We start from the raw sequence: 26,564 nt of genomic DNA, 5'->3' as shown, positions 1-26,564 counted from the left end.
AAAACATCCGCCTTTATTTAATTCCTGAAACCCTTTAATCTGCGAATTTCGGTCGTTTCTTATTTTTGCCGCTAACGTTTTGCGGCTTGGCGATGTGGCGGATTTTTAGCACCAAAGTTCATTAGAATACCTAATGTTGAACCTTGCACAAATGTTTCATAGAAGCACTGCAGCCGCCATATTGCCAAACCGATGTTACCAGCCGTTTTTTTGTCTGTCATTTTACACTTTTGTATTCTTCGTCAGTTACAGGTTGTAACCAAGTTACTTGAATATCGTCTTTGAAGTTTGTAATAGCTATGTGTGTCATTTGGGTTGTTGCAGTTGCACCGTGCCAATGCTCTACATTTTCGGGAATATTTACTACATCGCCTTTTTTAATTGCTTGTGTAGGTTTACCTTTTTCCTGATAAAAACCGTTGTCTTCAATCACAAGTAACACTTGTCCTTTTGGATGCGTATGCCAATTTGTTCTTGCCTTTGGTTCAAACGTTACGCTACCTGCCGAAAATTCGTTGTTCTTGTCTTTTGCGACCAATGGCGTGAGGAAAGCATTTCCGCTAAACCATTCATTAGGTAATTGCTGTCCTTTAGGAAATATTTCTGTTGTGTTCATTCTATTTTGTTAAATTGTTTGTAGGTTGTAATGTTCCGTAGAAATATGAAGCGGTAGCACCACCATCAATTAAAAAATCTGCACCAGTAATAAATGCTCCTCTATCAGACAATAACAACTCTGCTACATTCGCTACTTCATCTGCCATTCCGGGGCGACCTGCCGGACATTTTGCAAACATATTTTTATAGAAATCGCCTCTTGGTCCGTTTATTTCATCTAATGCCAATGGCGTGATGATGATGCCAGGTGAAATGGAATTTATCCTTGCACCTTTTTCGCCCCATTTCACGGCTTCTGCCATTACACGTTTTACGTTGCAACGCTTCGCCATTTGGTATGCATGCAATGTGTCTTTAATGTTTTCAGATTTTAGTATTTCTAATTGTAATAATTCATCAGTTGGCGTTGTTGCTAACAGCCTGTCTTCTTCGGCTGTCAATGCAGCCATTCTGTGTCCAGATTGGCTTGAAATGGTTACTGCAGTTCCGCCCTGTTTAATCACTTTCCCAAACTCTTCTAACAATACTGCCGTCCCGTAAAGGTCAACCGCCAAAATATGTTCTTTCGTGGATTGGCTTGGCGACAAACCTGCTGCGTTAATAAACATTGAGATTTCGCCTTCCTTTTGTGCTGCTTCAATCAATTCCAAAACAGAAGTTCTTGATGAAATATCTGTTTTAAAAGGAACTGCGTCAAAACCCGCTTCCACTAATGTCTTGCTAATAGTTTGTGCATTTTCAAATTTCCAGTCGGCAACAAAAATTTTATTACCGTAAGCCATTCTTCTTACAATCGCCATTCCGAGCTGACCCGCTCCTGTTAATACGATGATGTCTTTTGTTGTGTTCATTGTAAATATTTTACTATATCAATTGTACGTTCAACATTTTGTTGCCAGTCTCGCTGTCGTTGTTGTGTGTCGCTGTAAAATGGCTGGTAACGTTTGGCGAATTTGTGTTGTAATGGCATAGAAAGCAAAAACTTGTCTGCCCGTATAAATTGAATTAATTGCGATGAAATAACGTAAAGTAGTTCAGCCATTATAATGCAAATTTGTGGTTATGTGTAGTTGTTTATTGGTCTGTATTAAATTTCGGATATAATAATAGTGTTAGTAAAGGAATCTAAATAGGTAAACAAACTATAATCTTTTTTCATAAAAGGTCTAGTTAAAAAAATCGGTATAATTCTAAAAAAAGTTCGACCTGCAATTTGAGCTAAAGTGCATTTATTACCGTCTAAATTTACAACTTTAGTTTTTGTCAAAAATTTCCCTAATGTTTTTTGAAAGATTAGGTCGAGAATAATAAAATATAGAAAATAAGGAAGAATGAAAACGAAGTATGCCAGCTTATTAACAGCTTTCTCATTCACATATGGAGTTGCGCAATCTAATAGATATGCTAAAAATAAGATAATTAAAAAAATTGCAATAATGTCTATTATTAAGCTAAAAGCTTGAATGGAATTGGTCGTTCGTTTATTTAATATAGTTCTTTCAATTTGTAGTTTTTCAGTAAGTTCATTTGTTAACTCAGATTTGATTTCTTCAAAATTCACAACATCTATTTTTCGTTCTGCTATTTCTTTTTCTGCTGCTTCTATTGCTAAAGGTTGATAATCTTTACGTTTAATCGTTAAAATATCAATTAATTCCTTGTCTGTCAATTTTGACATAACTTTTGAAAACTGATTTTCCATATAGATTTCTATAAAATTAAATTGTCGTTAGGTTCGTGTTTTACAATTACACATAACTTATATATATGTCCAATAAACCCCCTATTATACCAGTGATTTTGGTTGGCTTGTGGGGGTTTTGTTGCATAATTGCTCTAAGATAAAAATTTTATAGATCATCGAAAGGGCTTTTAACATTTTGTAAACTTTTAATGCTTACATGGGTGTAAATCTCGGTGGTCTTGCTGCTCTTATGCCCCAGTATTTCTTGTATATATCTTAAATCTGTGCCGCTTTCTAAAAGATGGGTGGCGTAACTGTGCCTTAACCAATGCAAGCTTACAGATTTTTTGATGTTTACCTTATTTAGTGCTTGCTTTAGCACTTCACTTAAACTTCGCTCATCGTATTTGGTGCCAGGTTCTCGTCCTTCAAATAAATAGGTATGGGGCTTGTATGTTTTATAATAATCTCTTAAAAGAAGTAACACACTTGGCGATAAGGGGGCTATCCTGTCTTTTTTACCCTTACCTTGTTTGATCACCACCACGTTTCTTTTGCTATCAATCTCATTGGGCCTTAGGTTGATGAGTTCGCTTCTGCGCAAGCCGCAGCTATAGATCAAACATAGCATGGTTTTATGTTTGATATTGCTGTGCGCCCCTAAAATCTTCTTCACTTCTTCTTTGCTCAATACGTTTGGCAATAGCCTCTCTCTCTTTGGCCGGTATATTTTCTCTAAAATAATAGCGGTTTCTTTAATTGTTTTAAAATAAAGCTTTATGGCGTTAACTACTTGGTTTTGGAAAGATATGGATAGTTTTTTCTGTAGGATATAATTGTTGTAAAAATTGATGACATCATTATTGTTGATGCTCTTTGTTTCTTTATCGTTATAAAAAAGCAGGAATATCTGTAATGCTTCTGAATAGGTTTTTACCGTATTTGGGCTATACCTCTTGGTATTGAGGTATTTTTTGAAATTCTCTATTTCTTCTATCTTATCAAATTTTATATGTGGCGTTTTGGGTTCTGGTTCTAGATCAAATTTTAACCTGTTTTCTTTGTTATCTGGCAAATGCCAAACTTTTAAGGTTGCGCTCCACCTGGCATCTTCTAATTTCTTAAACCTATTGATCAATTCTCTACTGTTGGGATACCAAACAGCAATTCGCTTTTTGTTTTTATGCGTAATCAGTTCGGCGGTATAGGTCATTTACGGTATTGGGGTATTTTTTAATGGTTGCGCAAAAAAATTATTTTCGTTTTGGTAAAGGCACAATTAAAATTAACAATTATTCCCGAAATAAAAAACATGGATCATTTTTGGATTCTCCGATCCATCGGCGCAGCGTTATCGCTTCTGGTGTTTTTACAGCGCAGCGGTCTTATTTCTTTTTTTTTGCGGCCTTGATGGTAAGGGCAGGAGTGAAACGACTGGTTAAGCTTTTTTTTCAAAAGCTTAACGGCACCCCTGAACAGCGAGGATTGCCGCCCAAATCATCTTGATTAAACCAAGGGCTGATGCTTTTACCTAAAACCTCAAATAGATAAGCCTGTTAAAATGAGTTTGGCGGTTGCGGGGTTGGTGGCAATAGGGATATTGGCTACGTCGCATATCCGCATCAACATTTGTACATCTGGCTCGTGGGGGTGTTTGCCCAATGGGTCCCTAAAGAAGATGATGCCATCTAAAAGTCCTTCGGCGGTCATGGCGGCAATTTGTGCATCGCCTCCTTTTGGGCCACTCAATTTTTTATCTACGCTTAAACCGGTTTGCTCTACGTAACCTCCGGTGGTTCCCGTGGCGGTTAATTCCATTTGCGATAATGCTTCATAATGGTCTTTTACAAATCCAACCATTTCCGCTTTTTTTCCGTCGTGGGCTATCAAGGCTAATCTTTTTCTCATCTTTACTGTTATTTAAAAAATATATAAGCAATTATAATTGCCGCAATTACACCGGCAACTTCGGCCAATAATGCGGCGGGTAAGGCATGGCGGGTTTTTTTGATAGAAACCGACCCAAAGTAGATGGCCAAAACATAAAACGTGGTCTCGGTAGATCCTTGTATCACACAGGCAACCCTAGATGCGAAGCTATCCGCACCGCTATTTTTCATCAACTCTACCATTAGGCCCCTTGCGCCGCTACCGCTCAAAGGCTTCATAAAAGCAACGGGCAACGCTGGCACAAAACTGGTGTCTAAACCAAAAAAAGCTACTATACTTCCAATGCCCTGGGTAATAAAATCTAACGTTCCAGATCCTCTTAAAACGCCAACGGCAACCAAAATTCCCACTAAATAGGGGATAATTTTTATGGCAATCTCAAAGCCTTCTTTGGCGCCTTCTATAAAGGTTTCAAATACGTTTATCTTTCTAAAAAGTGCCAATGTTATAAAAGAAATAATAATGCCGAATAACAATAGGTTGCCCACCACACCAGAAACCAAACCAATTTGATCTTGATCTAGCGTAGTGAAATAGTACAATAAACCAAAAATGAGTACCGCCGCCGTACCCAAATAAAGCATAATTACCTTTTGGAAAAGGTTTATTTTTTGATAGATACAGGTAACCACCAAGCCTACCAAGGTAGAGAAAAAGGTGGCCAACAAACAAGGTACAAAAACATCTGATGGATCTACCGCACCGGCGGCTTTTCTAAATGCCATAATACTGGTTGGGATAAGCACCAAGCTTGATGCGTTGAGTACCAAGAACATGATCTGTGCATTAGAGGCAGTTTCCTTATCGGGGTTTAGCTCTTGCAATTCTTTCATTGCCTTTAAGCCCAGAGGCGTTGCGGCATTATCTAAACCCAACATATTGGCAGAAAAATTCATCAGTACAGAACCTAAAGCGGGGTGGTTACGCGGTACCTCTGGGAAAATCTTGGCGAAAAAAGGCCCTACTATTCTAGCGAAAATATTGATCATCCCACCTTTTTCGCCAATTTTCATAATGCCCAACCAAAATGTCATCAGGCCTATTAAACCCAAAGAAATTTCGGCCCCGGTTTTAGACATATCAAAAGTGCTATTAACAATGGTGGTAAAGATTTGATAGTCTTGAAAAAAGATAAGTTTTACCAAGGCCACCACAAAAGAGACTAGAAAAAAAGCTATCCAAACGTAGTTTAATGCCATTTATTTGTTTTGTTGATAAAGGTTATAAAGATTTTGATAAAATCAAAGGTTTATCGGTTTAACCCAAATATTTTTATTTGCAGCTGTAGATATAAAATGATTTGGGCGTTTTAACCGTTTGCCAGCTGCCGGATATATCTTTTCTGTCTTATCCTTCAACTCCCTCTTCGACTTCCTTTTCGACTCCCTCTTCGACTTCCTCTTCGACTTCGCTCAGAGTGACAATGCAGAGTGACATTGCGGAGAGAAAGTATGGAGAGACAATGCGGAGAGAAAGTATGGAGAGACAATTCGGAGAGACGATTAAGGCTGAAAAGGCTCTGAATAATGGAAAATAGGATGCCGTTTTAATGCTTAACGGCAACCTATAAGCACCGGCATATCAACTACGAGGAGATAGCTGATCCCTAGAACAAATGAGTTTCATGTATAAAATTTGTTTTCATTTTGGTGAGACCTCTCTTAACCTAGAGATAAACTTTGTATCGCCATATCGAAATACGATAGGCTATTCGAGTTACCGCTCTATACGTACTGGTGGGTATATAAAAATGCCCCTGCAACGGTATTTCATCCAAACGGTTTTGAGCAGATATTTGGTAAAAAAAGAACATGAGAAAATTCTCTTTATTATCATTGATCATCTTTTTGCTGATGAATGTATCAGCGAAAGCACAATCTGGTTCTGGTTGGGAATGGGCTTCCATTTCCGGGACTTCCAATGCTTTACCGGGCAGAAAAGTAAACCAAATTGCCACCGATGCAACAGGGAATGTTTACGCCACAGGTTTCTTTCACGGAAGTTTAACTTTAGGAGGTATAACCATTACCTCAGAAATGAATGGAGCAACAGAGGCGCAAAATGTTTTCATTGCTAAATACGATGCTTCTGGCAACGTACTTTGGTTAAAACGTTATGCCGGGAATGCCCCGGCCACCAACCAAAATGTAAATGCAATTACATTAGATAACAACGGTAACGTTTATATTGGCGGTAACGGGCTTAGTATTTATACCTCCAATAGCGCTTATTTGGTTAAATATGATACCAATGGAAATATCTTGTGGAAAAAAGAAGATTTCCCCTTGTATGAGGTCAACGGCGTAAATATTGGGCCAGATGGTAACCCCTTAGTGATGGAAAGTACGGCTGGCGCAAAGAATATCTATAAGATTGATAAAACCAATGGAAACATAGTTTGGACGGCCAGTTGTAACGGAGCAGGTTCTAATGCCGGCACTTATTATAAAGACTTTACCGATAATGCAGGGAACGTTTATTTTACTTGTTTTAATACAGGAAGTGCCAATGTGAATATTTTGGGCGATGCCTACACAACAACAGGAGGTAGTTTTGATGCCAACACTTTTATTGCTTCGGTAGATAATAACGGGGTAAAGCGCTGGTCGCAAATTATCCCGATTGTACAAGTACAATTGGGTTATACGGTAGATGCAAATGGCAAAAGTTATATCCAATTGGGTGGAGGTTTTGGTAGCACTTTTCAAGGAGTTTCAACGGCTTCATCTGGCGGAAACAGGTATTTGGAGTTGGATAATACCGGTACATTAACTCGCTATTTACCACTTAGCCCATACAAAGGCATTTTTAGGGTTAAACCCGATGGCATTTATGGATATGAAAATGCAGGTGGAACAACGCAAGCTTATACCGAGGTTTTTGGTGATTATTTTTTTTCTTTAGCAGCTGGCGCAACCACCAAAAATTTAGGAATTATTATCAAATACAACCCCACCGATAACGATAAAGTGGTTTGGGCAAACAGTATTGAAACCAATGGAACTTCGGCTTATGTAGCCGGCGGTATCTCCACTTTTGAAACATCGGCAAGCGGTAAAGTGATTGCTGGCGGTAATTTTGTGAGTTCAATAAAAGCTGGCGCAAATACCTATACTGCTACGGCAAACGGCAGTAACCCTTACGATTTGTTTTTAGCCCAATTTGATGGCGCAAATGTAACCCTTCCGCCCGTTACTAATTGGACGGGTGCAGCAGCCAATGGTAATTGGACAGATGCCGGCAACTGGGACAACGGCGTACCGAACGGTAATGAAAAATCTATTATTCCAAGTGGATTAACTTTTTACCCAAGCAATGTACCAACAACCGCAATTACCGGAAGGTTGCAGATTGATGCAGGCGCAAATGCTGCTTTGCCGGTTCAGTTTTACGCCAAAGGCGGGTTAACCAATAATGGAAATGCGACAGTAATTGGTACTGGTTTTTTTCAGGGATTTAACACCGGTTCAACACCGCTTTCTGGATCTGGAAGATTGATTTTTACGGCAAGCAGCCCAAATACCATTTTTACCGATATTACGCAAAGTTTAGAAATCAATTTCCCATCTGGTACTGTTTCTAGCTATGGCGGGGTTTTAGGAGGTTCTCTTTACCTTACCAACGGAAAATTGAGCATTGCTTTAGGAAGCCTGAACATGACAGATCCAAATGCGAGTTTAACCTATTCTGCAACAAGTTACATTTCTGGAGGTACTTTAAAAAGATCAATAAATAGCAATGGCGATTATACTTTCCCAATGGGTGGGAGCGGCCAATTTAACCCACTTACTCTTCATCTTACAAATGTAGTTGGGCCACAAAACTTATCGGTTAGTTTTAGCACTTCTATAAACGGTACCACACCAAACCTTAATTTTGGTGCCTCAACAATTTCTACGTTACTGAACACCGGTTTTTGGACCATCACGCCAAGCACTACCATAACTTCTGGAAAATATACATTAGATCTAGAAGCAGCCAAATATACAAATGGTGTAACAGACCCAACCAGATATTTGATCATCAAAAGAAATAATTCTACTGCATCGTGGTCCTTAAACGGTAAAAAACTAAGTTCAACACAAACGGGAGGTACAATTAGTGGTTCTACATTGAGTAACGGTTTATTAGATCTATCATCAGAAAACCTTACAGAATTTAATGATTTTGCTATTGGGGTAGGTTCTGCAGCTATCCCAAATGGAACAGAAAATGGCAATACCAACTGGACAGGAAACGCAGGTAATTCTTTATGGACAGATGCTGCAAACTGGGACAATGGCGTTCCTACATCTGGTACAAATGCTATTATTACTGCCGGAAAAACTACTTATCCTAACAATATAACCGCCACAAATACAGCTGCTAAATTACAGATAGATGCCACCGTAAACATTAAAATTCCTTATAATTTTATTGCAAACGCAGGTATTGTTAATAACGGAACATTAGAACTGACCGGAACATCTTCTTTTTTAGGTTTTGGAAATTCTACCAATGGTTATTCGCCGCTTTCTGGTTCTGGTACTTTGTTGTTCACTTCAACAGGGCCATCGGGGATAAATACTTCTGGTTTGGCTAACATCATTAACAATAGTGTTGAAATAAAAGGTGCTCCTTATTTTAATATGAACAGCAACGTTTACCTTGGTGGAGACGTAACGCTCTCTAACGGAACAACTTTACAAGGTTTTACCATGTATAACCCAAATGCTGTTTTAAGTGTAGATGCCACTTCTTATGCTACATCTGGTATTACCAGATATGTTAACCCAACTGGTACTTATAATTTCCCTTTTACCAACGGGAACGTTATTGTAAAATCTAATGGTTTAAACGCTAACCAATACATCAATGTATTTCAAAACATAGGGCAAGGTGGTTCTGCCCCAAATTTTGTTTATAATTCAGAAACTATCAATAAATATTTGAATGGGGCATATTTTACCGTTACCCCAAATACAATCACAACTGGTAATTATGATTTAACCATAGAAGAAAAAAACGCAACCAATACTATATTAGATGCTTCTAAATACCTATTGATTAACCGAACTGGTTTAAATAACCCTTGGAAATTTGATGGTACGGCAGGCACATCCTCTCAAGGTGCGGGTGTTTCATCGGCAAGCGTTGCGGGTTTAACAGCAACTGGCCAATACGGTATCGGTATTATAGGTCAAATAGTTTCAAACTGGACAGGGGCTGCCACCAATGGTGTTTGGGCAGATGCTGCAAATTGGGACAATGGCATTCCGAACAAAAGCATTAAAGCTGCTTTTTTACCTGGTTTATCTAGCTATCCCCAAACTTTTCCGGTTGCGCCCGCTACTGAAGCAGTGAGCGTAGCATCTGGTGCTAACGTTAAATTAGCTTATGATATGACAGCTCCTTTGGGCGTTGTTAACGATGGAACAATTGAGCCTATCGGCGTTGGGACTTTCTCTGGTTTTGGAAGCACAACCACTATATCCAACATCAGCGGAAGCGGTACAATTTTGTTTTCTGCTAGTAGTCCGGCTACTTTTAGTGGCTTAATCAATAATAATGTTGAAATAAACAGGTCTGGTAATTTAATATCAAACCATGGTTCTGTTTATGGAAATATTAATATAGTTAACGGATTTGTAATTCCTCCATTAAGTAATGAAATCACGTTGACCAATCCTAACGCAAGCATTACTCTTGCTTCTTCTGCCAATGCTTTTCAGAATAAATTAGTAAGGAATGTAAATGCTAGTGGTTCTTATTTTTTCCCTGTTGGGGATAACGCTTTAGAATATAATCCGATAACTATCACAACAAATGGCATTACCGGTACTACAAGTTATGGCGTTTTTTATAGTCGGATTACCAATCCCGATAACCCTCAGATTTTTGCTGATGGAGTACCTGTTTTAGGGCTTCTAAACTGCGATTGGGCTGTTTATCCTAATGCTGCCGCAACCGCCGGAGCGCTAAATATTAATTTTGAGGGAAGAAATTATAACGGTGGCGGTGTGGATGTATCTCGATATGTGTTGATAAGAAAAGTGCAAGGTGGCCCCTTGGGTTATGAAGCTTTAAGCAATTGTACATTTACCGAAAATGCGGGTGTGATCAACGCAAATATTACAGGTGTTACGCCGCCTGCTTACATTACAGATTATTATATAGGGGTTAAGGGATTAACTACCACCTGGACGGGGGCTGCAAATGACCAAAATTGGGCTACTGCCGCTAATTGGGACAGTGGTGCGCCAAATTCTAGTTACTTTGCCAAATTCATAGCGGGCTCACCAAATTATCCAACCAGCGTTTCCTCCTCAAATACTGCGGCGGCCTTAAGTATTGCTTCTGGTGTTAGTTTTAAACTTTCTGAGGATTTTAGTTCGCCAAACGGTATCATAAATAATGGTACCATAGAGGTAACGGGGTCTAGCTTTTTTGCTGGCTTTCATGGAAACCCTCCTTTATCTGGCACAGGAAAACTACTTTTTGGAACAAATGGCCCTGCTGGGATAGCAAGTTCAACTACCATCAATCAAGATATGGAAATTACCAAAGGTGGTACTTTTACCATGAGTAATGTAACCTTGGGAGGTTCTTTATTTATGACTAACGGAATTGTAAGTGGCTCTGTGATCATGACCAATCCGTCTGCTACGATAACTTATTCGCCAACCGCATACATCTCCGGTACTTTAAAGCGTACCGTAAATAGCTCTGGGAATTATGCTTTCCCGGTAGGAGCGAGCAACCGATTTGCGCCCGCAATTTTACAGTTGAAGAATATAGTTGGCCCGCAGAATATCATCGCATCTTTTAGCACCACCATTAATGGCTCGGTACCAAATACTTCTGCGGGTGGCAGAACGATAACATCATTATTAAATAACGGTATCTGGACAATTACCCCAAATACTGCATTAACAGGCGGAAATTACTCGGTAACTTTAGAAGGCCGAGGTTATACAAATGGAGTTACAGACGCACAAGCAGCAGATTATGTGGTGGTTAAAAGAGCAAATTCCTCGTCGGCCTGGGCATTTTACGGCGATAATGGAACTTCTTCCCAAAGTGGAAGTGTAGCAACCGCAACGGCGGGAAATATTGCCGGTTTTTCTGATTTTGCAATTGGTATTGCCAACGGAGATGTGCCAACCACGCTTCCGGTAAAACTGGTTAATTTTTTGGCTAAGGCCGATGGAAAATCTGCTCTGCTAACTTGGCAAACCGCAACAGAAATCAATAATGATAGGTTTGAGATTGAACGTAGTTTAGATGGGAATAGTTGGGTTAAGATTGGAGAGGTAAAAGGTGCGGGAAACAACTATCAGCTTAAGAATTATTCTTTTAGGGATGCTTTGCCAGCTAATGAAAATAATTATTACCGTTTAAAACAGGTTGATAACGATGATGCTTTTGAATATTCGCCGGTTAGAAGCGTAAAATTTAATTTAGGTAATGATGGGCAGCTTTCTTTTTATCCCAATCCTGTAACAGACGAAATTCATTTTACGGGTTTCTCTAATACCCAAAAATCAATCTATATTTTCGATCTAAACGGTAGCTTGGTTTTCAGTAAGTCAATCATCGGCGAAAGCCTAAAGATACCTAGCACTTTGCAAAATGGGGTTTACGTTTTGAAGATTAATTGTGGCGAAGAATCTATAACCAAAAATTTGACTTTAAATAAGTAGTTTTATTTAATTTTATTATTTGTTAAGCAAAGAAATTATAAATGAATTATAAAAAAATTCATGTTTATGTTAACAACACCGTCTTAAAAAAGATGGTGTTGTTGTTTTGTTTGATGCTTTTTGTTGCGGTTATAAAAGGCCAAACAAACCAAAACCATTTAGATAGTTTAGAAATAGTTTTTGATCAAGAAAAATCAGATACAACCAAATTTAACCTTGCCATAAATTTGGTTGATGGTTATAAAAATATAGATTCTGCTAAGGCTTCAGATTATATTTTAAGGGCAGAAAAGTTGGTAAAAACAAAAAAACAAGAAGTTTATTATTTATCGGCTAAAGCCAGTTTTTTAATTGTTTATGGCAAAATGGAAACGGCTAATTCTTTATTGTTTAAAGCTTTAGAAATTGCAAAATCTAATAAATATTTAAAGGAAGAAGCCAAGGTTTATAATAATCTGGGTGTTTCTCATCTACAATTATCAAAAAACACTTTAGCATTAAAATATCAGCTAGAAGCTTTAAAAATACGAGAAAAGTTAAATAACGAAGTTGATTTAGAAACAAGTTATATCAACATCGGGAATGTTTATTTTGCGATCTTAGATGATGAAAAGGCACTCCAATATTATAAAAAGGCACTTTATTACGCAAACAAACTTGGGTTAGAAATAGAGTTAGGGAAATTATACAACAATATTGCTGGCGTTTTTTATGATAAAAACGATTATGAGCATACCAAATATTATCTATTAAAATCTTTACGATACAAGCGAAAAACAAATAGTAAAACCGGTGAGGTTACTACATTAAACTCCTTGGGCGATGTGTGCAGTTCTTTAGGGGATTTTACCGAATCTGAAAATTATTATCAACAAGCTTTGTTGCTTGCCAATAGATTGGGAGATGATATGAACAAGGCAAACATCTTAAATTCTTTGGGGCATTTGCACCGTTATAAAAATGAATTTATAGAAGCGGTTTCTTATCAGGATAAGGCATTGGCATTAAGCAAGAAAATATCTTATAAAGATATGGAGATGGATGCTTTGTTAGAGCTTTCTATAAATTACCGCAACCTTAAAGATTATCATAAAGCCTATACTTTTTTTAAGTCTTATACCGAGGTTAAGGATTCTATTACCCAAACCAGTAACAAAACAGAAATCGCCGAATTGCAGACTAAATACGATACCGATCGTAGGGAACAAAAAATCTCCCGGTTAAACCAAGAGAATACCATCCAAAAATTAACGATAAAAAGTAAAAATTTAAGCATTACCATCATGATCATATCGTTTCTTGTTGCCCTCATAATCATCGGTTTTTTATATTATAGTTATCAATTAAAGCAGCAAAAATCATTACAATCGGCTATTATCAATCAGCAAGATTTAGCTTCAAAAGCGATTTTAAAAGCAGAAGAAAATGAAAGGAAACGCATTGCCAGTGATTTGCATGATGGTTTGGGGCAAATGTTTTCTACCGTTAAACTAAACCTTTCTAGTTTTGAAGACGATGTTTATTTTAAAGACGATAACATCAAGAACAATTTTTTGAAGACCATAAATTTGGTAGACCACAGTTGTAAAGAACTAAGAACTATTTCCCATCAAATGGCATCTGATGTTTTAATAAAATTGGGTTTGGTTGCTGCAATAAGAGATTTTATCCAAAATATTGATCAAAATAAACTTAAAGTCAACTTTCAATCTATTGGGATAAATGACAGAATACCATCTAATATAGAAACGGTTTTATATCGCGTGGTGCAAGAAAGTGTTAACAATACGATCAAACATGCTAAAGCCTCTAATCTGGATATCCAACTACTTAAAGAACAAGGAGAGCTCACTTTGATCATTGAAGATAACGGCATCGGTTTCAATGTTGATGATATGGGGAAATTTAAAGGTATCGGTTTACAAAATATCCAAAGCAGGGTAGCCTATCTAAAGGGAAACATAGATTTTGATTCTGCCCCAAACAGAGGGACGGTCATCAGTATTTTTGTGCCCTTGGCTTAACCGTTTTTATTCATAATTTTAACCATGGATGCACCTCAAAAAATAAACCTGTTCTTGGTAGATGATCATCAAATGGTGCTTGATGGGTTGATGTCTTTATTGCAGACATTTCCCCGAGCAAATATCTGCGGTTATACCAATAATGCCTTAGAAGTAATCGGCAGAATAGAAAATTACTCGGTTGATATTTTGATAACAGATATTCAGATGCCGGGTTTAAGTGGGATAGAATTAACCAAATTGGTTAAGAGCAAGTACCCAAATGTTAAGGTAATCTGCATTTCTATGTTGGGCAATAAATTCATCATTTCAGAAATGATAAAAGCCGGCGTATCTGGTTTTATTTTAAAAAGTACCGGTAAAGAAGAGCTGATAAACGCCATCACCCAAGTTTATGAGGGTAATAATTATTTTAGCCAAGATATTACCAAAGAGATGATGAGTACTTTTGGCGATAATTCTGAAGCCGGAAGATTGACCAACCGTGAAATAGAGATCATTAAATTGATTGAAAAAGAGTTGAGCAATAAACAGATTGCAGATAAATTATTTATCAGCGAAAGAACGGTAGAAACACATCGAAAAAATATCTTCAGAAAAACCGGGACTCAAAATATTGTAGGCTTGATCAAATTTGCTTACCGCGAGCAGATCATTTAAAAACCGCCCCAAAAGCCGTTATCCTCAAAATAGATTAAAACCCTATATTTGCACCTTCAAAAAAAAACACCCATAGCTAAAATTTATTTTAGCGATAAATTATTATGAGTTTACAGAGCGAAATTGCCAAACGTAGAACCTTTGGTATCATTAGTCACCCCGATGCAGGTAAAACAACCTTAACCGAGAAATTATTGTTATTTGGAGGTGCCATACAAAAAGCAGGTGCGGTAAAAAGCAATAAGGCAGATAAGGCGGCAACTTCAGATTTTATGGAGATCGAGAAGCAACGTGGCATCTCTGTGGCTACCTCTGTAATGGGTTTCGAGTATTTGAACACCAAGATCAATATCTTGGATACGCCTGGGCACAAAGATTTTGCCGAGGATACTTACCGTACCTTAACCGCTGTGGATTCTGTTATTTTGGTGGTAGATTGTGTAAAAGGTGTAGAGGAACAAACCAAAAAACTGATGCAGGTATGTAGAATGCGCCACACGCCGGTTATTGTTTTTGTGAATAAAATGGATAGGGAAGGGAAAGACCCTTTTGATCTGTTAGAAGAAATTGAAAAAGAACTGAACATCTCTACAAGGGCATTAAGCTGGCCAATAGGTATTGGAGGTTCTTTTAAAGGTGTTTATCAATTAAACAATAAGGCATTAAACCTTTTTAGTGCCAGCAAAAAACATATTGCAGATGATAGTATAGCCATTAACGGTTTAGATGATCCAAAATTAGAAGAACTTTTGGGCCAACGCTTAACAAATAAGTTAAAAGACGATGTAGAACTGATCGAAACCGTTGCAGAGCCTTTTGATAGAGACCTTTACCTTTCGGGTTATTTGGCACCCGTGTTTTTTGGTAGTGCCATCAATAATTTTGGGGTGCAAGAATTGTTAGAAACCTTCATCAAAATTGCGCCATCGCCGCAAGGCAGAGAAACAGATACCCGCAAAATAGAACCTAACGAAAATAAATTCACGGGTTTTATCTTTAAAATCCACGCCAATTTAGATCCCAACCATCGTGATAGGATTGCATTTTGCAGGATTTGCTCGGGTACTTTTCAGCGTAATACATTTTACCAGCACAACAGGCTCAATAAAAAACTGAAATTTGCATCGCCAACCAGTTTTATGGCAGATAACAAAAGTTTGGTTGAAGAAGCTTTCCCAGGCGATGTGGTTGGTTTGTACGATTCTGGAAACTTTAAAATTGGCGATACCTTAACCGAAGGAGAAAGCTTACAGTTTATCGGTATCCCAAGTTTTTCGCCAGAAATTTTTAGGGAATTAGAAAACAGCGATCCTTTTAAGACCAAGCAATTAGAAAAAGGGATCCATCAATTGAGTGATGAAGGCGTAGCGCAATTGTTTATTCAAAACCCAGGCAATAGAAAAATTATTGGTACGGTAGGGGAGTTGCAGTTTGAAGTTATCCAATTTAGGTTGAAAAACGAATATGGTGCATCTTGTCATTTTAGGCCTGTCAATATCTCAAAAGCCAAATGGATTTCTGCCACAACCCCACAAGAACTGGAGAAATTTACCCGTCGTTATGCTCAAAAAATAGCTTTTGATAAAGAAAATAAACCTGTTTTCTTGGCTTCATCTGCTTGGGATATCGAGTATGCGGCCAAAGAATATCCGGCAATTACGTTTCATGAGACTTCTGAATGGGAAATGCTTAGTTAGAACCAAGATGGCTTTGCTGAGAGAGATAAGAACCAAGACCGCTTCGCTGAAAGAGCCAAGAATCAAGACGCTTTGCTTTAGGAGGTAAAGAATCAAGATGTTTTGTTACCTCTTGGTGCAAGCCGTTAATAAACCCACTTATTGCTATGATTGCTTGAATGCAGGCTTTTCGCTCTCAAAACTTTTTTCATATTCGCTCACTTTAGAAATATCGATCTCATAAATACCGTTTTCATCGGCTTTTATGATTTGTGCAAACTTGCTATCAAACATTACTTCACTTGCTTTATAAGAAGTTCTAGAGTGTACGGTTTGTGAAAAAGCATCATCAAAAGCCTTAAGCATCACAATAAATTCGGCATCGGCACCCATCAAATCTTCAGGTGTTAAATTGATCAAAGGGCTATCTTCTTCTAAGGGATGTACAACGGTCCAACTTAGGGTTAATAAATTAATGCTGCTGCGCTCTAATTTTAAAGGCACAAACCTTCTGGTGGTTTTACCGCTCTCCATAACGTTGATACTCAACAGCACCTCAATGCTCAGTTCTATCAATTGGTTACTGCGTAAATTAGCCAATCTAAACATATATCCTTTCCCGTTCTGATAAGGCGCAACTACCATATTTTTGCTGTAAATTATTTTTGCGGTTGGCCTACTAAACCGCCCATACAATAAACCCGTAGCCAATGCAAAGGTTAGTAAGCCTAAAAAAGATTCAAAAGCGGCAACTATATTGGTTAAAAACCCAGACGGGCTTAAATGGCCATAACCTACCGTAGCTATGGTTTGTGCAGAAAAAAAGAAAGCATCCAAAAATTTATCCAAGCTATTGTGAGAAACAGAGCCTGTTAAGTGTTGCATACCTATGCCAAAATAAACCATCGCAAAAAACAGGTTTATAGAAACATAGGCCAATGAAATGGTTATCCAAAACCTGCTCCAACTCATAAAAATAAGCGAGTTGTAAGCTTCATGAGGCTTAAAAAATGGCAAACCTTTTCTTTTGATGTTAGAACTACCGTCTTTGTTTAATAGTCTTTGGTTATTTTGAGTAGGATTTTTCCCAAAACCCATATCCTCATCAATTCTCGATTTATGTTTGATCTTTATCATCAACTAAAAATGCTTTTAATTTTCTCAATATTCAAAAAATTACCATATTTGCTAAACAAACATGAAAACTTTAAACTTAAATAAAATTTGGTGGTGGCATTACGATAATTCGTAAGGCAAACCTCGTTTTTTATTTTATCACAAGATATAAAGGGTTGCCATTTGGTAGCCCTTTTTTTATTTATTTAAACAATATTAATGAAAGCGATTTTAAATCATTTATTTGAGCAAAAAACATTTTCTAAAGAACAATCTAAAGAAATATTAAAAAACATTTCTTTGGGTAAATACAACCCGTCTCAAATGGCCGCTTTCATGACGGCCTACTGTATGCGAAACATCACGGTTGATGAATTGGAAGGTTTTAGAGATGCCATGGTAGAACTTTGCATCCCCATTAACTTAACATCAGAATTTGATTTAATAGATCTTTGTGGTACAGGTGGCGATGGAAAGGATACTTTCAATATTTCTACTTTAGCTTCATTTGTAGTTGCTGGAGCGGGATACCATGTTGCAAAACATGGTAATTATGGCGTTTCTTCTGGTTGTGGCTCTTCTAACGTGATGGAATATTTGGGTCATAAATTTACCAATCGAGAAGATTTGCTTAAAAAGTCTTTAGATCAAGCTGGTATTTGTTTCCTTCATGCCCCTTTATTTCACCCCGCTATGAAAAACGTTGCCCCCATAAGAAGAGAACTGGGCGTAAAAACCTTTTTTAATATGTTGGGGCCAATGGTTAATCCCGCACAACCCCAAAACCAAATTGTAGGTGTTTTTAGCTTAGAATTAGCAAGATTGTATGCCTATTTGTATCAACAATCAGATAAAAACTACACCATTTTACATGCTTTGGAAGGTTATGATGAGGTCTCTTTAACTTGCGATTTTAAGACTTTCTCAAACAAGGGAGAACAAATTACCAGCATAGAGAGCTTAGGCTTTGATAAGATAGCAGCAAATACCATTACTGGTGGCAATACGGTAGAAGAATCTGCTAAAATTTTTATGGATGTTTTAAACAACCAAGCTACAGAAAACCAGAATAATGTGGTTTTGTGCAATGCGGCTTTGGCCATCAAAACCATAAATCCGAATAAGGCTTTCGCCGATTGCTATTACGAAGCAGAAAATTCTTTAACAGCAGGAAAGGCAAAAACAGCATTTAAAAAACTAATAGCTTTAAACAATTGATGAAGCATTTAAAAATTAAGGTTTGTGGGATGAAATATCCGGATAATATCAATTCATTATCTGCACTAAAACCCAATTATATGGGCTTTATATTTTATCCGCCATCAAAAAGATTTGTAGGCCCCGATTTTCAAAAATCAGATTTAAACGGGGTTGATAAAGAAATCGATAAAACAGCGGTATTTGTAAATGCCCAATTACAAGAGATAATTGAATTTAGTAATATTTACGGATTTAAAACCCTTCAATTACATGGTGATGAAAGCCCAGAATTTTGTAAAGAATTGAGAATATTAGGTTTTATAATCATCAAAGCTTTTGGTGTTGATGATGATTTTGATTTTAAAGTTTTGGAACCTTACGTGGATAAAGTAGATTTTTTTCTGTTCGATACAAAAACCGAGCATCACGGAGGTTCGGGAAAAACTTTCGGATGGGATATATTGAATAAATATAATTTTGAAAAACCTTTCTTTTTAAGCGGTGGGTTAAGTTTAGAAAACTTATCGGCCATAAAAGAAATTGAAAACCCTTACTTTTATGGTGTGGATCTAAACTCGAAATTTGAGTTTGAACCAGGCTCAAAGAATATCGAAAAATTATCATCAGCATTTGAACTTATAAAAAATATATAAATGAACTATCGTGTAAACGAAAACGGATATTACGGAGATTTTGGGGGAGCATACATCCCAGAGATGCTTTATCCCAACATAGAACAGTTAAAAAACCAATATTTAAACATTATTGCCCAACCAGATTTTAAAGCAGAATTTGAAGATCTGCTAAAGAATTATGTAGGCCGGCCTTCGCCTTTGTTCTTAGCAAAACGGCTTTCTGAAAAATACGGAGCAAAAATATATCTCAAACGGGAAGATCTAAACCATACCGGTGCGCACAAGGTAAATAATACGGTCGGTCAGATTATTTTGGCCGAAAAACTGGGGAAGAAAAGGATAATTGCCGAAACGGGGGCAGGGCAGCATGGTGTAGCAACCGCTACTGTTTGCGCTCTAAAAGGTTTAGAATGTGTGATTTACATGGGCGAGGTTGATATTGAACGCCAAGCCCCAAATGTTGCCCGTATGAAAATGATGGGGGCAACCGTAATTCCGGCAACTTCGGGCAGTAAAACGCTAAAAGATGCCACCAATGAGGCAATGAGGGATTGGATCAACAACCCGGTTGATACGCATTATATCATAGGTTCTGTGGTTGGGCCACATCCTTACCCAGAGATGGTTTCCTTATTTCAATCCATCATATCAAAAGAAACAAAACAACAATTGATAGAGCAAACCGGAAATGATCAACCAGATTATGTTTTGGCCTGTGTTGGAGGTGGGAGTAATGCAATGGGTATGTTTTATCATTTTTTGGATGATGAAAACGTAAAACTGATTGCCGCCGAGGCAGCTGGCTTGGGCGTAAATTCTGGCCATTCTGCCGCAACATCCGTTTTAGGAAAAGAAGGTGTTTTGCATGGCTCAAGAACCATTTTGATGCAAACAGAAGACGGACAGGTTGTAGAACCCTATTCTATTTCGGCAGGTTTAGATTACCCGGGCATTGGTCCACAACATGCTCATTTGCATAAAGTTAAAAGAGTAGAATATGTGAGCATTACTGATGATGAAGCCATGCAAGCTAGTTTGCTATTGTCTAAAATGGAAGGGATCATCCCCGCAATAGAATCGGCACATGCTTTGGCTCAATTAGAAAAAATGACCTTCAAGCCTGATGATGTGGTGGTTATCTGCTTATCCGGAAGGGGAGACAAAGATTTGGATACTTTTATGAAATACTTTAAACTTTAATGTTATAAAAGATGCAAAGCCTCCTAAATCCAGAATATAAGAATTGGTTAATAGAGCTTAAAAGTAAAATACGTTCTACCCAAATTAAAGCTGCTTTAGCCGTTAATAGTTCTTTAATTGGCTTTTATTGGGAATTAGGGAAATCCATTTCTGAAATGGAAAATGTTTGGGGAAACAAGTTGATTGCGCAAGTTTCAAAAGATCTAAAACATGAATTTCCAGATATAAAAGGGGTTTCTAGAAGCAATCTATTTTATTGTAAAAAATTTTATGAATTTTATTCAAGTAAAATTGTCCAACAAGTTGTTGGACAAATAGACTCTAATGAAAATATAACAGTCCAACAATCTATTGGACTATTAGAATTACCTGAAATAGAGGGTGTATTTAATTTACAAAAATTATTGACTAACATCCCATGGGGCCATCATATTATTATTTTCACAAAAGCTAATAATATTGATATGGCAATATTCTATTTAAATCAAACCTTAGAAAATAATTGGAGTAGGGCTATTTTAGAAATCCAAATATCATCTGATTTATATAAACGCCAAGGAAAGTCGATAAATAACTTTAGTAACACTTTACCAAAGCCACTATCAGATTTAGCTAATCAAACTTTAAAAGATCCATATATTTTTGATTTTCTAAGTTTAGATGTAAAATATAGGGAACTAGACATTGAGAGGCAATTGATAGAACATATTACAAAGTTTCTTTTAGAATTGGGCAAAGGTTTTGCTTTTATTGGAAATCAGTATCATTTACAAATTGCGGATAATGATTATTACCTAGATCTACTTTTTTATCATATAAAACTTAGATGCTATGTGGTTATAGAATTAAAAAACACCAAATTTATTCCAGAATTTACCGGAAAACTGAATTTTTATTTATCGGCGGTAGATAGCATGATCAAGGATAAAAGTGATAATCCATCTATTGGCATTTTGTTATGCAAAGATAAAAATAATATAGAGGCAGAGTTTGCACTACGTGATATGAATAAACCTATGGGAATTAGCGAATTGAGATTAGTAGAAAATTTACCAGATAATTTAAAAAGCAGTCTGCCTACTATTCAAGAATTAGAAGATGAACTTAAGAAATTAGAAGATTAGAACCAAATGAACAGATTACAACAACTCTTTGAGAAAAAGAAAAACAATATTTTATCCATCTATTTTACGGCAGGTTACCCAGAAATTGGCGCTACCATAAAAATTGCCGAAGCTTTAGAAAAAGCTGGGGCCGATTTTTTAGAGATAGGTTTCCCTTATTCAGACCCTTTGGCAGATGGCCCCGTTATCCAAAACAGCTCGCAAGTTGCGATAGAAAACGGCATGACTTTAAAGCTTTTGTTTCAGCAATTAAAAGATTTAAGAACTAGGGTTACTATCCCAGTTTTGCTGATGGGGTACGCAAACCCAATGATCCAATACGGTGTAGCTAATTTTTGTAAGGCTGCCGCCGATGCTGGCGTGGATGGTGTAATTGTACCAGATTTACCACTTAATGAATATGAAGAGATCTATCAAGATGATTTTATTAAAAACGGCTTAAGTAATGTTTTTTTGGTAACCCCTCAAACATCTAATGAAAGGATAAAAAAAATAGATGAGCTTTCTAACGGCTTTATCTATTTGTTATCATCGTCATCTACAACGGGTAAAAGTTTAAACGTATCTGATGAAATTGGAGAATATTATGAAAGAGTAAAAAGCTTAAACCCAAAAAACCCACTCATTATAGGTTTTGGTATTTCTGATAAAAATAGTTTTATGAGAGCAAATCAGTATGCAAATGGAGCCATTGTAGGTTCTGCTTTTGTTAAAACAATTGGAAATGCAAAAGATTATTTAAGTCATATCCCACAATTTATCAGAAAAATTAGAGACTAAGCTCTAGTTTTTCTTTGCCAGAATATGTTTCTTCTTTAACCTTTTGTTTAATTATAACCGGAGAATGTTTTTTGCTCAAATAATTTAAGAAAACATAACCTGCAGTTGCAGAGATAATTGATGCAATAAGGATAGAGAATTTAGCCTCCAACTGAAATATAGGTGCGCCAAAAGAAAGTATCGATACAAATATAGACATGGTAAAACCTATGCCGCCCAACATCGCAACCCCAGATATTTGCTTCCAACTAGCTAACCTAGGTTTTTTGGCTATTTTAAATTTAATGGCGATCCATGTGGCTAATGTTATTCCAAGTGGTTTTCCCAAAAATAATCCTGCTAAAATTCCCAAGCCTAAAGGGTTGGTTAATCCTTTGATCATTTCAGATTCAAACCTTATATTGGTATTTGCCAAAGCAAATAATGGCATAATGATATAACTTACAGGGTTGCTTAATAAACCTTCCAATTTTTCTAATGGAGAATGTTTCCTCTTTTCGCTTGTTGCAGGTATGGCAATAGCCGTCAAAACACCGGCAATGGTAGCGTGTATCCCACTGTGGTGGATCAAATACCATAAAACCATACCCGGGATAATATAATAGATAAGTTTTTTAGCCCCAAAATAATTTAAAGCCATCTGAAACGCAAAAACCCCGGCAGCCAACATCAAATAGGTAAAATGTAAATCTGAGGTGTAAAAGACGGCAATAACTAAAATAGCTCCTAAATCATCAACAATGGCCAAGGCGGTTAAAAACACCTTTAAAGATTTTGGGACCCTATCACCAAGAACAGATAAAATACCAATAGCAAAAGCAATATCAGTTGCCATCGGAATTCCCCAACCTTTAGATGTTACAGACCCAATGTTAATTAATGCAAAGAGCAATGCTGGCATTAACATACCGCCCAATGCGGCAATTATCGGTAATGACGATTGCTTAATGGATTTTAACTCTCCATCAATTACTTCCCTTTTAATTTCCAAACCAACATATAAGAAGAAAATGGCCATTAAGCCATCGTTTATCCAACTTAAAGAACTAAAGTTTAAATCAATTCCGTTAGTTGCTATGCCTAACTTAAAATTTAATAATTCATTAAAATAACCCCCTAAAGAAGAATTAGCAACAAGAATTGAAATTAGTACACAAAAAATTAGAATAATACCTGCCTTAGATTCTGTTTTTAAAAACTTTTTATATACTTTTTTGCTTATTTCTCTCATTTTGATTGTTATTTTCTAATAATTAACATAAAATTAAATATTATTTGAATAAAAATAAACAAAAAAATGATTTAAAGCATTTTTTAGAATAAAAATAGAATAATAAAGCTTAAAATATCAAATTATTAAAATGATATTAGAAAAACACAAGATAATTAAAGATTATTTAATGTAAATGGTTTTAATTCTAGGGAATTTGAGGTTTTTAATAGGTAATTTATTTTAAAATCATTCTTTTTTTTGATTTCCCTAAGAATTTCAATACCGAATAGCCTAAAATACCTGCACAAACAGAAGCAATTAAAATAGAGAACTTTGCCTGTGTTTGGTACTCTGGTTGGGGCAAAGAGAGCAACGCTATGAATATCGACATGGTAAAACCAATGCCGCCTAATAAGCCAAGCCCTCCAATTTGTGCCCATGTTGCCGTTTGCGGGAGTTTACTGATTTTTAGTTTTACAGAAAGCCAAGAAAAGGATAATATGCCCAGGGGCTTGCCTATTAATAAGCCACAAATAATGGCAATGCTCAAGCCCGATGTAATGTTGTTCAACATCTCAGATTCAAACCTGATATTTGTATTTGCGATCGCAAATAAGGGCATGATGATAAAATTGACGGGTTTTACCAGCAAATGCTCTAATTTTTCTAATGGAGAGGCATTATCAGTTGCATTAGTTGGGATCGTTAAGGCGGTAAGAACACCAGCAATTGTGGCATGTATGCCAGAATGATGGATAAAATACCACATCAAAATACCCGGGATGATATAAAATGCAAGCTTCTTTACGCCAAAATAATTGAAAGCTATCAATAAAACCATGATGGCACCAGAATATAAAAGGTATTCAAAATGTATCTCATTAGAATAAAATAATGCAATCACCAAGATGGCACCCAAATCATCAACGATGGCTAAAGCTGTTAAAAAAACTTTTAAGGAATTAGGAACTTTGCTGCCCAATATAGAAAGGATAGCAATAGCAAAAGCGATGTCTGTGGCCATAGGAATACCCCAGCCATGGCCTGTTTGTGCCGATGAATCTAAGATGATATATATACAGGCCGGAACAAGCATACCTCCAATTGCCGCGATAATTGGTAGGCTGGCTTGTTTGATACTAGATAGCTCTCCTTCTACTAATTCTCTTTTTATCTCTAAACCAACCATCAAAAAGAAGATGGCCATTAGGCCATCGTTTATCCATAATAAAATACTGTATCTTAGATCAATAACAGAGTTTTCAAAGCCTATTTTTGTAGATAATAAATTATTGAAATTATTGCCAATACCAGAATTGGCAATGATCAAACTAACAACTACACAAAGCATTAAAAGGATGCCCCCGGTAGATTCTGATTTGAAAAAGTCTTTATAAGGTTTTAAGTTGATTATTTTGGCCATATTCGCTAAAATAAGAAAAAATTTAGCCTAAAAGATTTAGAAACTGTAAATAAAAATAGGCCGAGTTTGGTTATCCATCAATAATTTTTGTTTGGCTGGTATGCTTTATTTAAAATTAGATTATCGACCTAAACAGTATTATGATGAAATATAATCTTCAATATTTCCTTTCCCTTCCCTTAAAACTTGAAAATCGCCAGAGGTACAATCGATCACGGTTGAAGGTACATTATCGCCATAACCTCCATCAATAACTAAATCTACACGGTCTTCATACTTTTCAAAGATCAGTTCGGGATCTGTGGTGTATTCTATAATTTCATCTTCATCATGTATAGATGTAGATAAAATAGGGTGGCCCAACATTTTAACAATTTGTCTTGCTATGTTATTATCAGGGACCCTGATGCCCACCGTTTTTTTGTTTTTGGATAATAATTTAGGAACATTATTACTAGCGTTAAATATAAAGGTAAATGGCCCGGGCAAAGCCTTTTTTAAAACTCGAAATATGCTGTTATCAATGGGCTTAATATAATCAGATATGTGGCTCAAATCATAACATATAAAAGAAAAATTTGCTTTTTCGGGTTTTAAGCCTCTTAATTTTGCGATTTTCTCAATGGCTTTCTGGTTGGTGATATCGCAACCCAAACCATAAATGGTATCGGTTGGGTAAATGATGATCCCACCTTTTCTAAGAACATCAACGATCTGTTCTAAAATTTTTTCATTGGGATTTTCTGGATAAAGGCGTACGAGCATCTTACTCCAAAAATAAACATTTAAGCTTAATAAATATCCCCCTCATGATATTAATACAACAAACTGTCTTAAAAAAAGAACATATTTTGATGATTTAGAAACTAAAACCATCTCGTTTTAATAGAAACTAACTTTAAAACTGCCGTATTTTACTAAAATAGATCTATTTCTCATCAAAAATTGTTTGGCACTTATTTGGTATTAAGCTCAATAACCATTTAAAAAAACACGATTATGAAAAATGACTTAACTAGAATACCATCAAATTTTGACTCAGAACTATTATCGATTTTAAAAAGCGATATTCAAGAGCAGCGTTCAAAAGTGAAAGCAAAACTCATCAGTATGGCCACCAAAGCTTACGATAATGAATTGCTAAATATCCTTAGAGAAGACCTAAACTTTCTTAAATCTCAAATTTGCAACGCCTCACATGGTCTAGCCCAAGCAAGTTAAATTTATCAACCCTATCATATAAAACAAAAAATCCTGCACTTATAATTAAATGCAGGATTTTTTTTCTTTAAAACTAACGATTACATTTTTGCAGTTGAATCCATTTTAGTAGAGTCTGTCATCGTAGAATCCATTTTGGTAGAATCCATCATCGTAGAATCCATCATAGTAGAATCAACCTTTGCAGAATCTGCTGATGAGTCTGTAGCTTTGTTTGAGTTACAAGCAACAACAGATAATGAGATTGCTAAAGCAAAAAATCCGAATTTGAATAAATTTTTCATGCTAATACTTTTTGTTTTTTAATTTGATTAATTTTTGACCAAATATATAAATATTCGATAAATTGTATAAATAA

General features: G+C 36.4%; 23 protein-coding genes. 10 read left to right on the top strand and 13 right to left on the bottom strand.

Translation table 11 applies throughout. The features are described from left to right. Positions 1-71 precede the first annotated feature (71 nt). From I5M32_RS14975 to I5M32_RS14940, 8 genes are all read right to left on the bottom strand, one after another. Positions 72-221, bottom strand: a complete 150-nt coding sequence (locus tag I5M32_RS14975; RefSeq protein WP_200587786.1) for a hypothetical protein — start codon at positions 219-221, stop codon at positions 72-74. Continuing rightward, positions 218-616, bottom strand: coding sequence for a (R)-mandelonitrile lyase (locus I5M32_RS14970; RefSeq protein ID WP_200587784.1), 399 nt, complete (start codon positions 614-616; stop codon positions 218-220). Before I5M32_RS14970 ends, I5M32_RS14975 begins: the two co-directional genes overlap by 4 nt. A gap of 1 nt (position 617) precedes the next feature. Then, complete coding sequence (locus tag I5M32_RS14965; RefSeq protein WP_200587782.1) at positions 618-1,469, bottom strand: SDR family oxidoreductase; 852 nt, start codon at positions 1,467-1,469, stop codon at positions 618-620. Further along, complete coding sequence (locus I5M32_RS14960; RefSeq protein WP_200587780.1) at positions 1,466-1,660, bottom strand: hypothetical protein; 195 nt, start codon at positions 1,658-1,660, stop codon at positions 1,466-1,468. Before I5M32_RS14960 ends, I5M32_RS14965 begins: the two co-directional genes overlap by 4 nt. Before the next feature lie 45 nt (positions 1,661-1,705). Next, the gene (locus I5M32_RS14955) at positions 1,706-2,320 is read right to left on the bottom strand and encodes an RDD family protein (RefSeq protein WP_200587778.1); all 615 of its coding nucleotides are present in this window, start codon (positions 2,318-2,320) and stop codon (positions 1,706-1,708) included. A 148-nt stretch (positions 2,321-2,468) separates the two neighbouring features. Next, positions 2,469-3,515, bottom strand: coding sequence for a tyrosine-type recombinase/integrase (locus tag I5M32_RS14950; protein WP_200587777.1), 1,047 nt, complete (start codon positions 3,513-3,515; stop codon positions 2,469-2,471). Positions 3,516-3,841: 326 nt separating this feature from the next. After that, complete coding sequence (locus I5M32_RS14945; RefSeq protein ID WP_200587776.1) at positions 3,842-4,210, bottom strand: methylglyoxal synthase; 369 nt, start codon at positions 4,208-4,210, stop codon at positions 3,842-3,844. Positions 4,211-4,218: 8 nt separating this feature from the next. After that, complete coding sequence (locus I5M32_RS14940; RefSeq protein WP_200587775.1) at positions 4,219-5,451, bottom strand: nucleoside recognition domain-containing protein; 1,233 nt, start codon at positions 5,449-5,451, stop codon at positions 4,219-4,221. Positions 5,452-6,063: 612 nt separating this feature from the next. Between I5M32_RS14940 and I5M32_RS14935 the strand changes: the two genes are divergently transcribed. The 4 genes from I5M32_RS14935 (at position 6,064) to I5M32_RS14920 (ending at position 16,315) form a co-directional block, all read left to right on the top strand. Beyond that, positions 6,064-11,934: a T9SS type A sorting domain-containing protein gene (locus tag I5M32_RS14935; RefSeq protein ID WP_200587774.1), complete on the top strand. Its 5,871-nt coding sequence runs from the start codon at positions 6,064-6,066 to the stop codon at positions 11,932-11,934. Positions 11,935-11,975: 41 nt separating this feature from the next. Continuing rightward, positions 11,976-13,958: a tetratricopeptide repeat-containing sensor histidine kinase gene (locus I5M32_RS14930; RefSeq protein ID WP_200587773.1), complete on the top strand. Its 1,983-nt coding sequence runs from the start codon at positions 11,976-11,978 to the stop codon at positions 13,956-13,958. Positions 13,959-13,982: 24 nt separating this feature from the next. Further along, positions 13,983-14,618: a response regulator gene (locus I5M32_RS14925; RefSeq protein ID WP_200587772.1), complete on the top strand. Its 636-nt coding sequence runs from the start codon at positions 13,983-13,985 to the stop codon at positions 14,616-14,618. Between the two features lie 104 nt (positions 14,619-14,722). Beyond that, positions 14,723-16,315 carry a peptide chain release factor 3 gene (locus tag I5M32_RS14920; protein ID WP_200587771.1) on the top strand — a complete coding sequence of 531 codons (1,593 nt, stop codon included), beginning with the start codon at positions 14,723-14,725 and terminating at the stop codon, positions 16,313-16,315. Positions 16,316-16,459: 144 nt separating this feature from the next. Here the strand turns inward: I5M32_RS14920 and I5M32_RS14915 are convergent, their stop codons facing one another. Then, on the bottom strand, positions 16,460-17,431 hold the full coding sequence (locus I5M32_RS14915; protein WP_200587770.1) for an ion channel: 972 nt from the start codon (positions 17,429-17,431) through the stop codon (positions 16,460-16,462). Between the two features lie 198 nt (positions 17,432-17,629). Here I5M32_RS14915 and trpD point away from each other — a divergent pair, with 198 nt between their 5' ends. Genes trpD through trpA form a run of 5 tightly spaced genes read left to right on the top strand, consistent with a single transcriptional unit; the run spans position 17,630 to position 22,349 of the window. Next, positions 17,630-18,628 carry an anthranilate phosphoribosyltransferase gene (gene trpD / locus I5M32_RS14910; protein WP_200587769.1) on the top strand — a complete coding sequence of 333 codons (999 nt, stop codon included), beginning with the start codon at positions 17,630-17,632 and terminating at the stop codon, positions 18,626-18,628. Further along, complete coding sequence (locus tag I5M32_RS14905; protein WP_200587767.1) at positions 18,628-19,263, top strand: phosphoribosylanthranilate isomerase; 636 nt, start codon at positions 18,628-18,630, stop codon at positions 19,261-19,263. Before trpD ends, I5M32_RS14905 begins: the two co-directional genes overlap by 1 nt. Beyond that, positions 19,264-20,445 (top strand): tryptophan synthase subunit beta, encoded by a 1,182-nt coding sequence (trpB, locus tag I5M32_RS14900; protein WP_200587765.1) that lies wholly within the window; start codon positions 19,264-19,266, stop codon positions 20,443-20,445. Positions 20,446-20,456: 11 nt separating this feature from the next. Then, positions 20,457-21,569 (top strand): PDDEXK nuclease domain-containing protein, encoded by a 1,113-nt coding sequence (locus tag I5M32_RS14895; RefSeq protein WP_200587763.1) that lies wholly within the window; start codon positions 20,457-20,459, stop codon positions 21,567-21,569. Between the two features lie 6 nt (positions 21,570-21,575). Beyond that, positions 21,576-22,349, top strand: coding sequence for a tryptophan synthase subunit alpha (gene trpA, locus I5M32_RS14890; protein WP_200587761.1), 774 nt, complete (start codon positions 21,576-21,578; stop codon positions 22,347-22,349). Here trpA and nhaA (I5M32_RS14885) read toward each other — a convergent pair. The 3 genes from nhaA (I5M32_RS14885) to I5M32_RS14875 all read right to left on the bottom strand — a co-directional run bounded on the left by nhaA (I5M32_RS14885) (position 22,339) and on the right by I5M32_RS14875 (position 25,750). Further along, complete coding sequence (gene nhaA / locus I5M32_RS14885; RefSeq protein WP_200587759.1) at positions 22,339-23,580, bottom strand: Na+/H+ antiporter NhaA; 1,242 nt, start codon at positions 23,578-23,580, stop codon at positions 22,339-22,341. The two genes, trpA and nhaA (I5M32_RS14885), sit on opposite strands and share 11 nt — an antisense overlap. A gap of 217 nt (positions 23,581-23,797) precedes the next feature. Continuing rightward, a complete protein-coding gene (gene nhaA, locus I5M32_RS14880; protein ID WP_200587757.1) occupies positions 23,798-24,985 on the bottom strand; it encodes a Na+/H+ antiporter NhaA in 1,188 nt (395 codons plus the stop codon). 138 nt (positions 24,986-25,123) lie between these two features. Continuing rightward, on the bottom strand, positions 25,124-25,750 hold the full coding sequence (locus I5M32_RS14875) for an L-threonylcarbamoyladenylate synthase (RefSeq protein ID WP_200587755.1): 627 nt from the start codon (positions 25,748-25,750) through the stop codon (positions 25,124-25,126). 234 nt (positions 25,751-25,984) lie between these two features. Between I5M32_RS14875 and I5M32_RS14870 the strand changes: the two genes are divergently transcribed. Then, complete coding sequence (locus tag I5M32_RS14870) at positions 25,985-26,206, top strand: hypothetical protein (RefSeq protein ID WP_200587753.1); 222 nt, start codon at positions 25,985-25,987, stop codon at positions 26,204-26,206. An 80-nt stretch (positions 26,207-26,286) separates the two neighbouring features. Here the strand turns inward: I5M32_RS14870 and I5M32_RS14865 are convergent, their stop codons facing one another. Then, the gene (locus I5M32_RS14865; RefSeq protein WP_200587751.1) at positions 26,287-26,490 is read right to left on the bottom strand and encodes a hypothetical protein; all 204 of its coding nucleotides are present in this window, start codon (positions 26,488-26,490) and stop codon (positions 26,287-26,289) included. Positions 26,491-26,564: the final 74 nt, after the last annotated feature.

Source organism: Pedobacter segetis (assembly GCF_016623585.1).
Lineage (GTDB): Bacteria > Bacteroidota > Bacteroidia > Sphingobacteriales > Sphingobacteriaceae > Pseudopedobacter > Pseudopedobacter segetis.
This window is presented reverse-complemented; position numbering and strand designations above follow the sequence as displayed.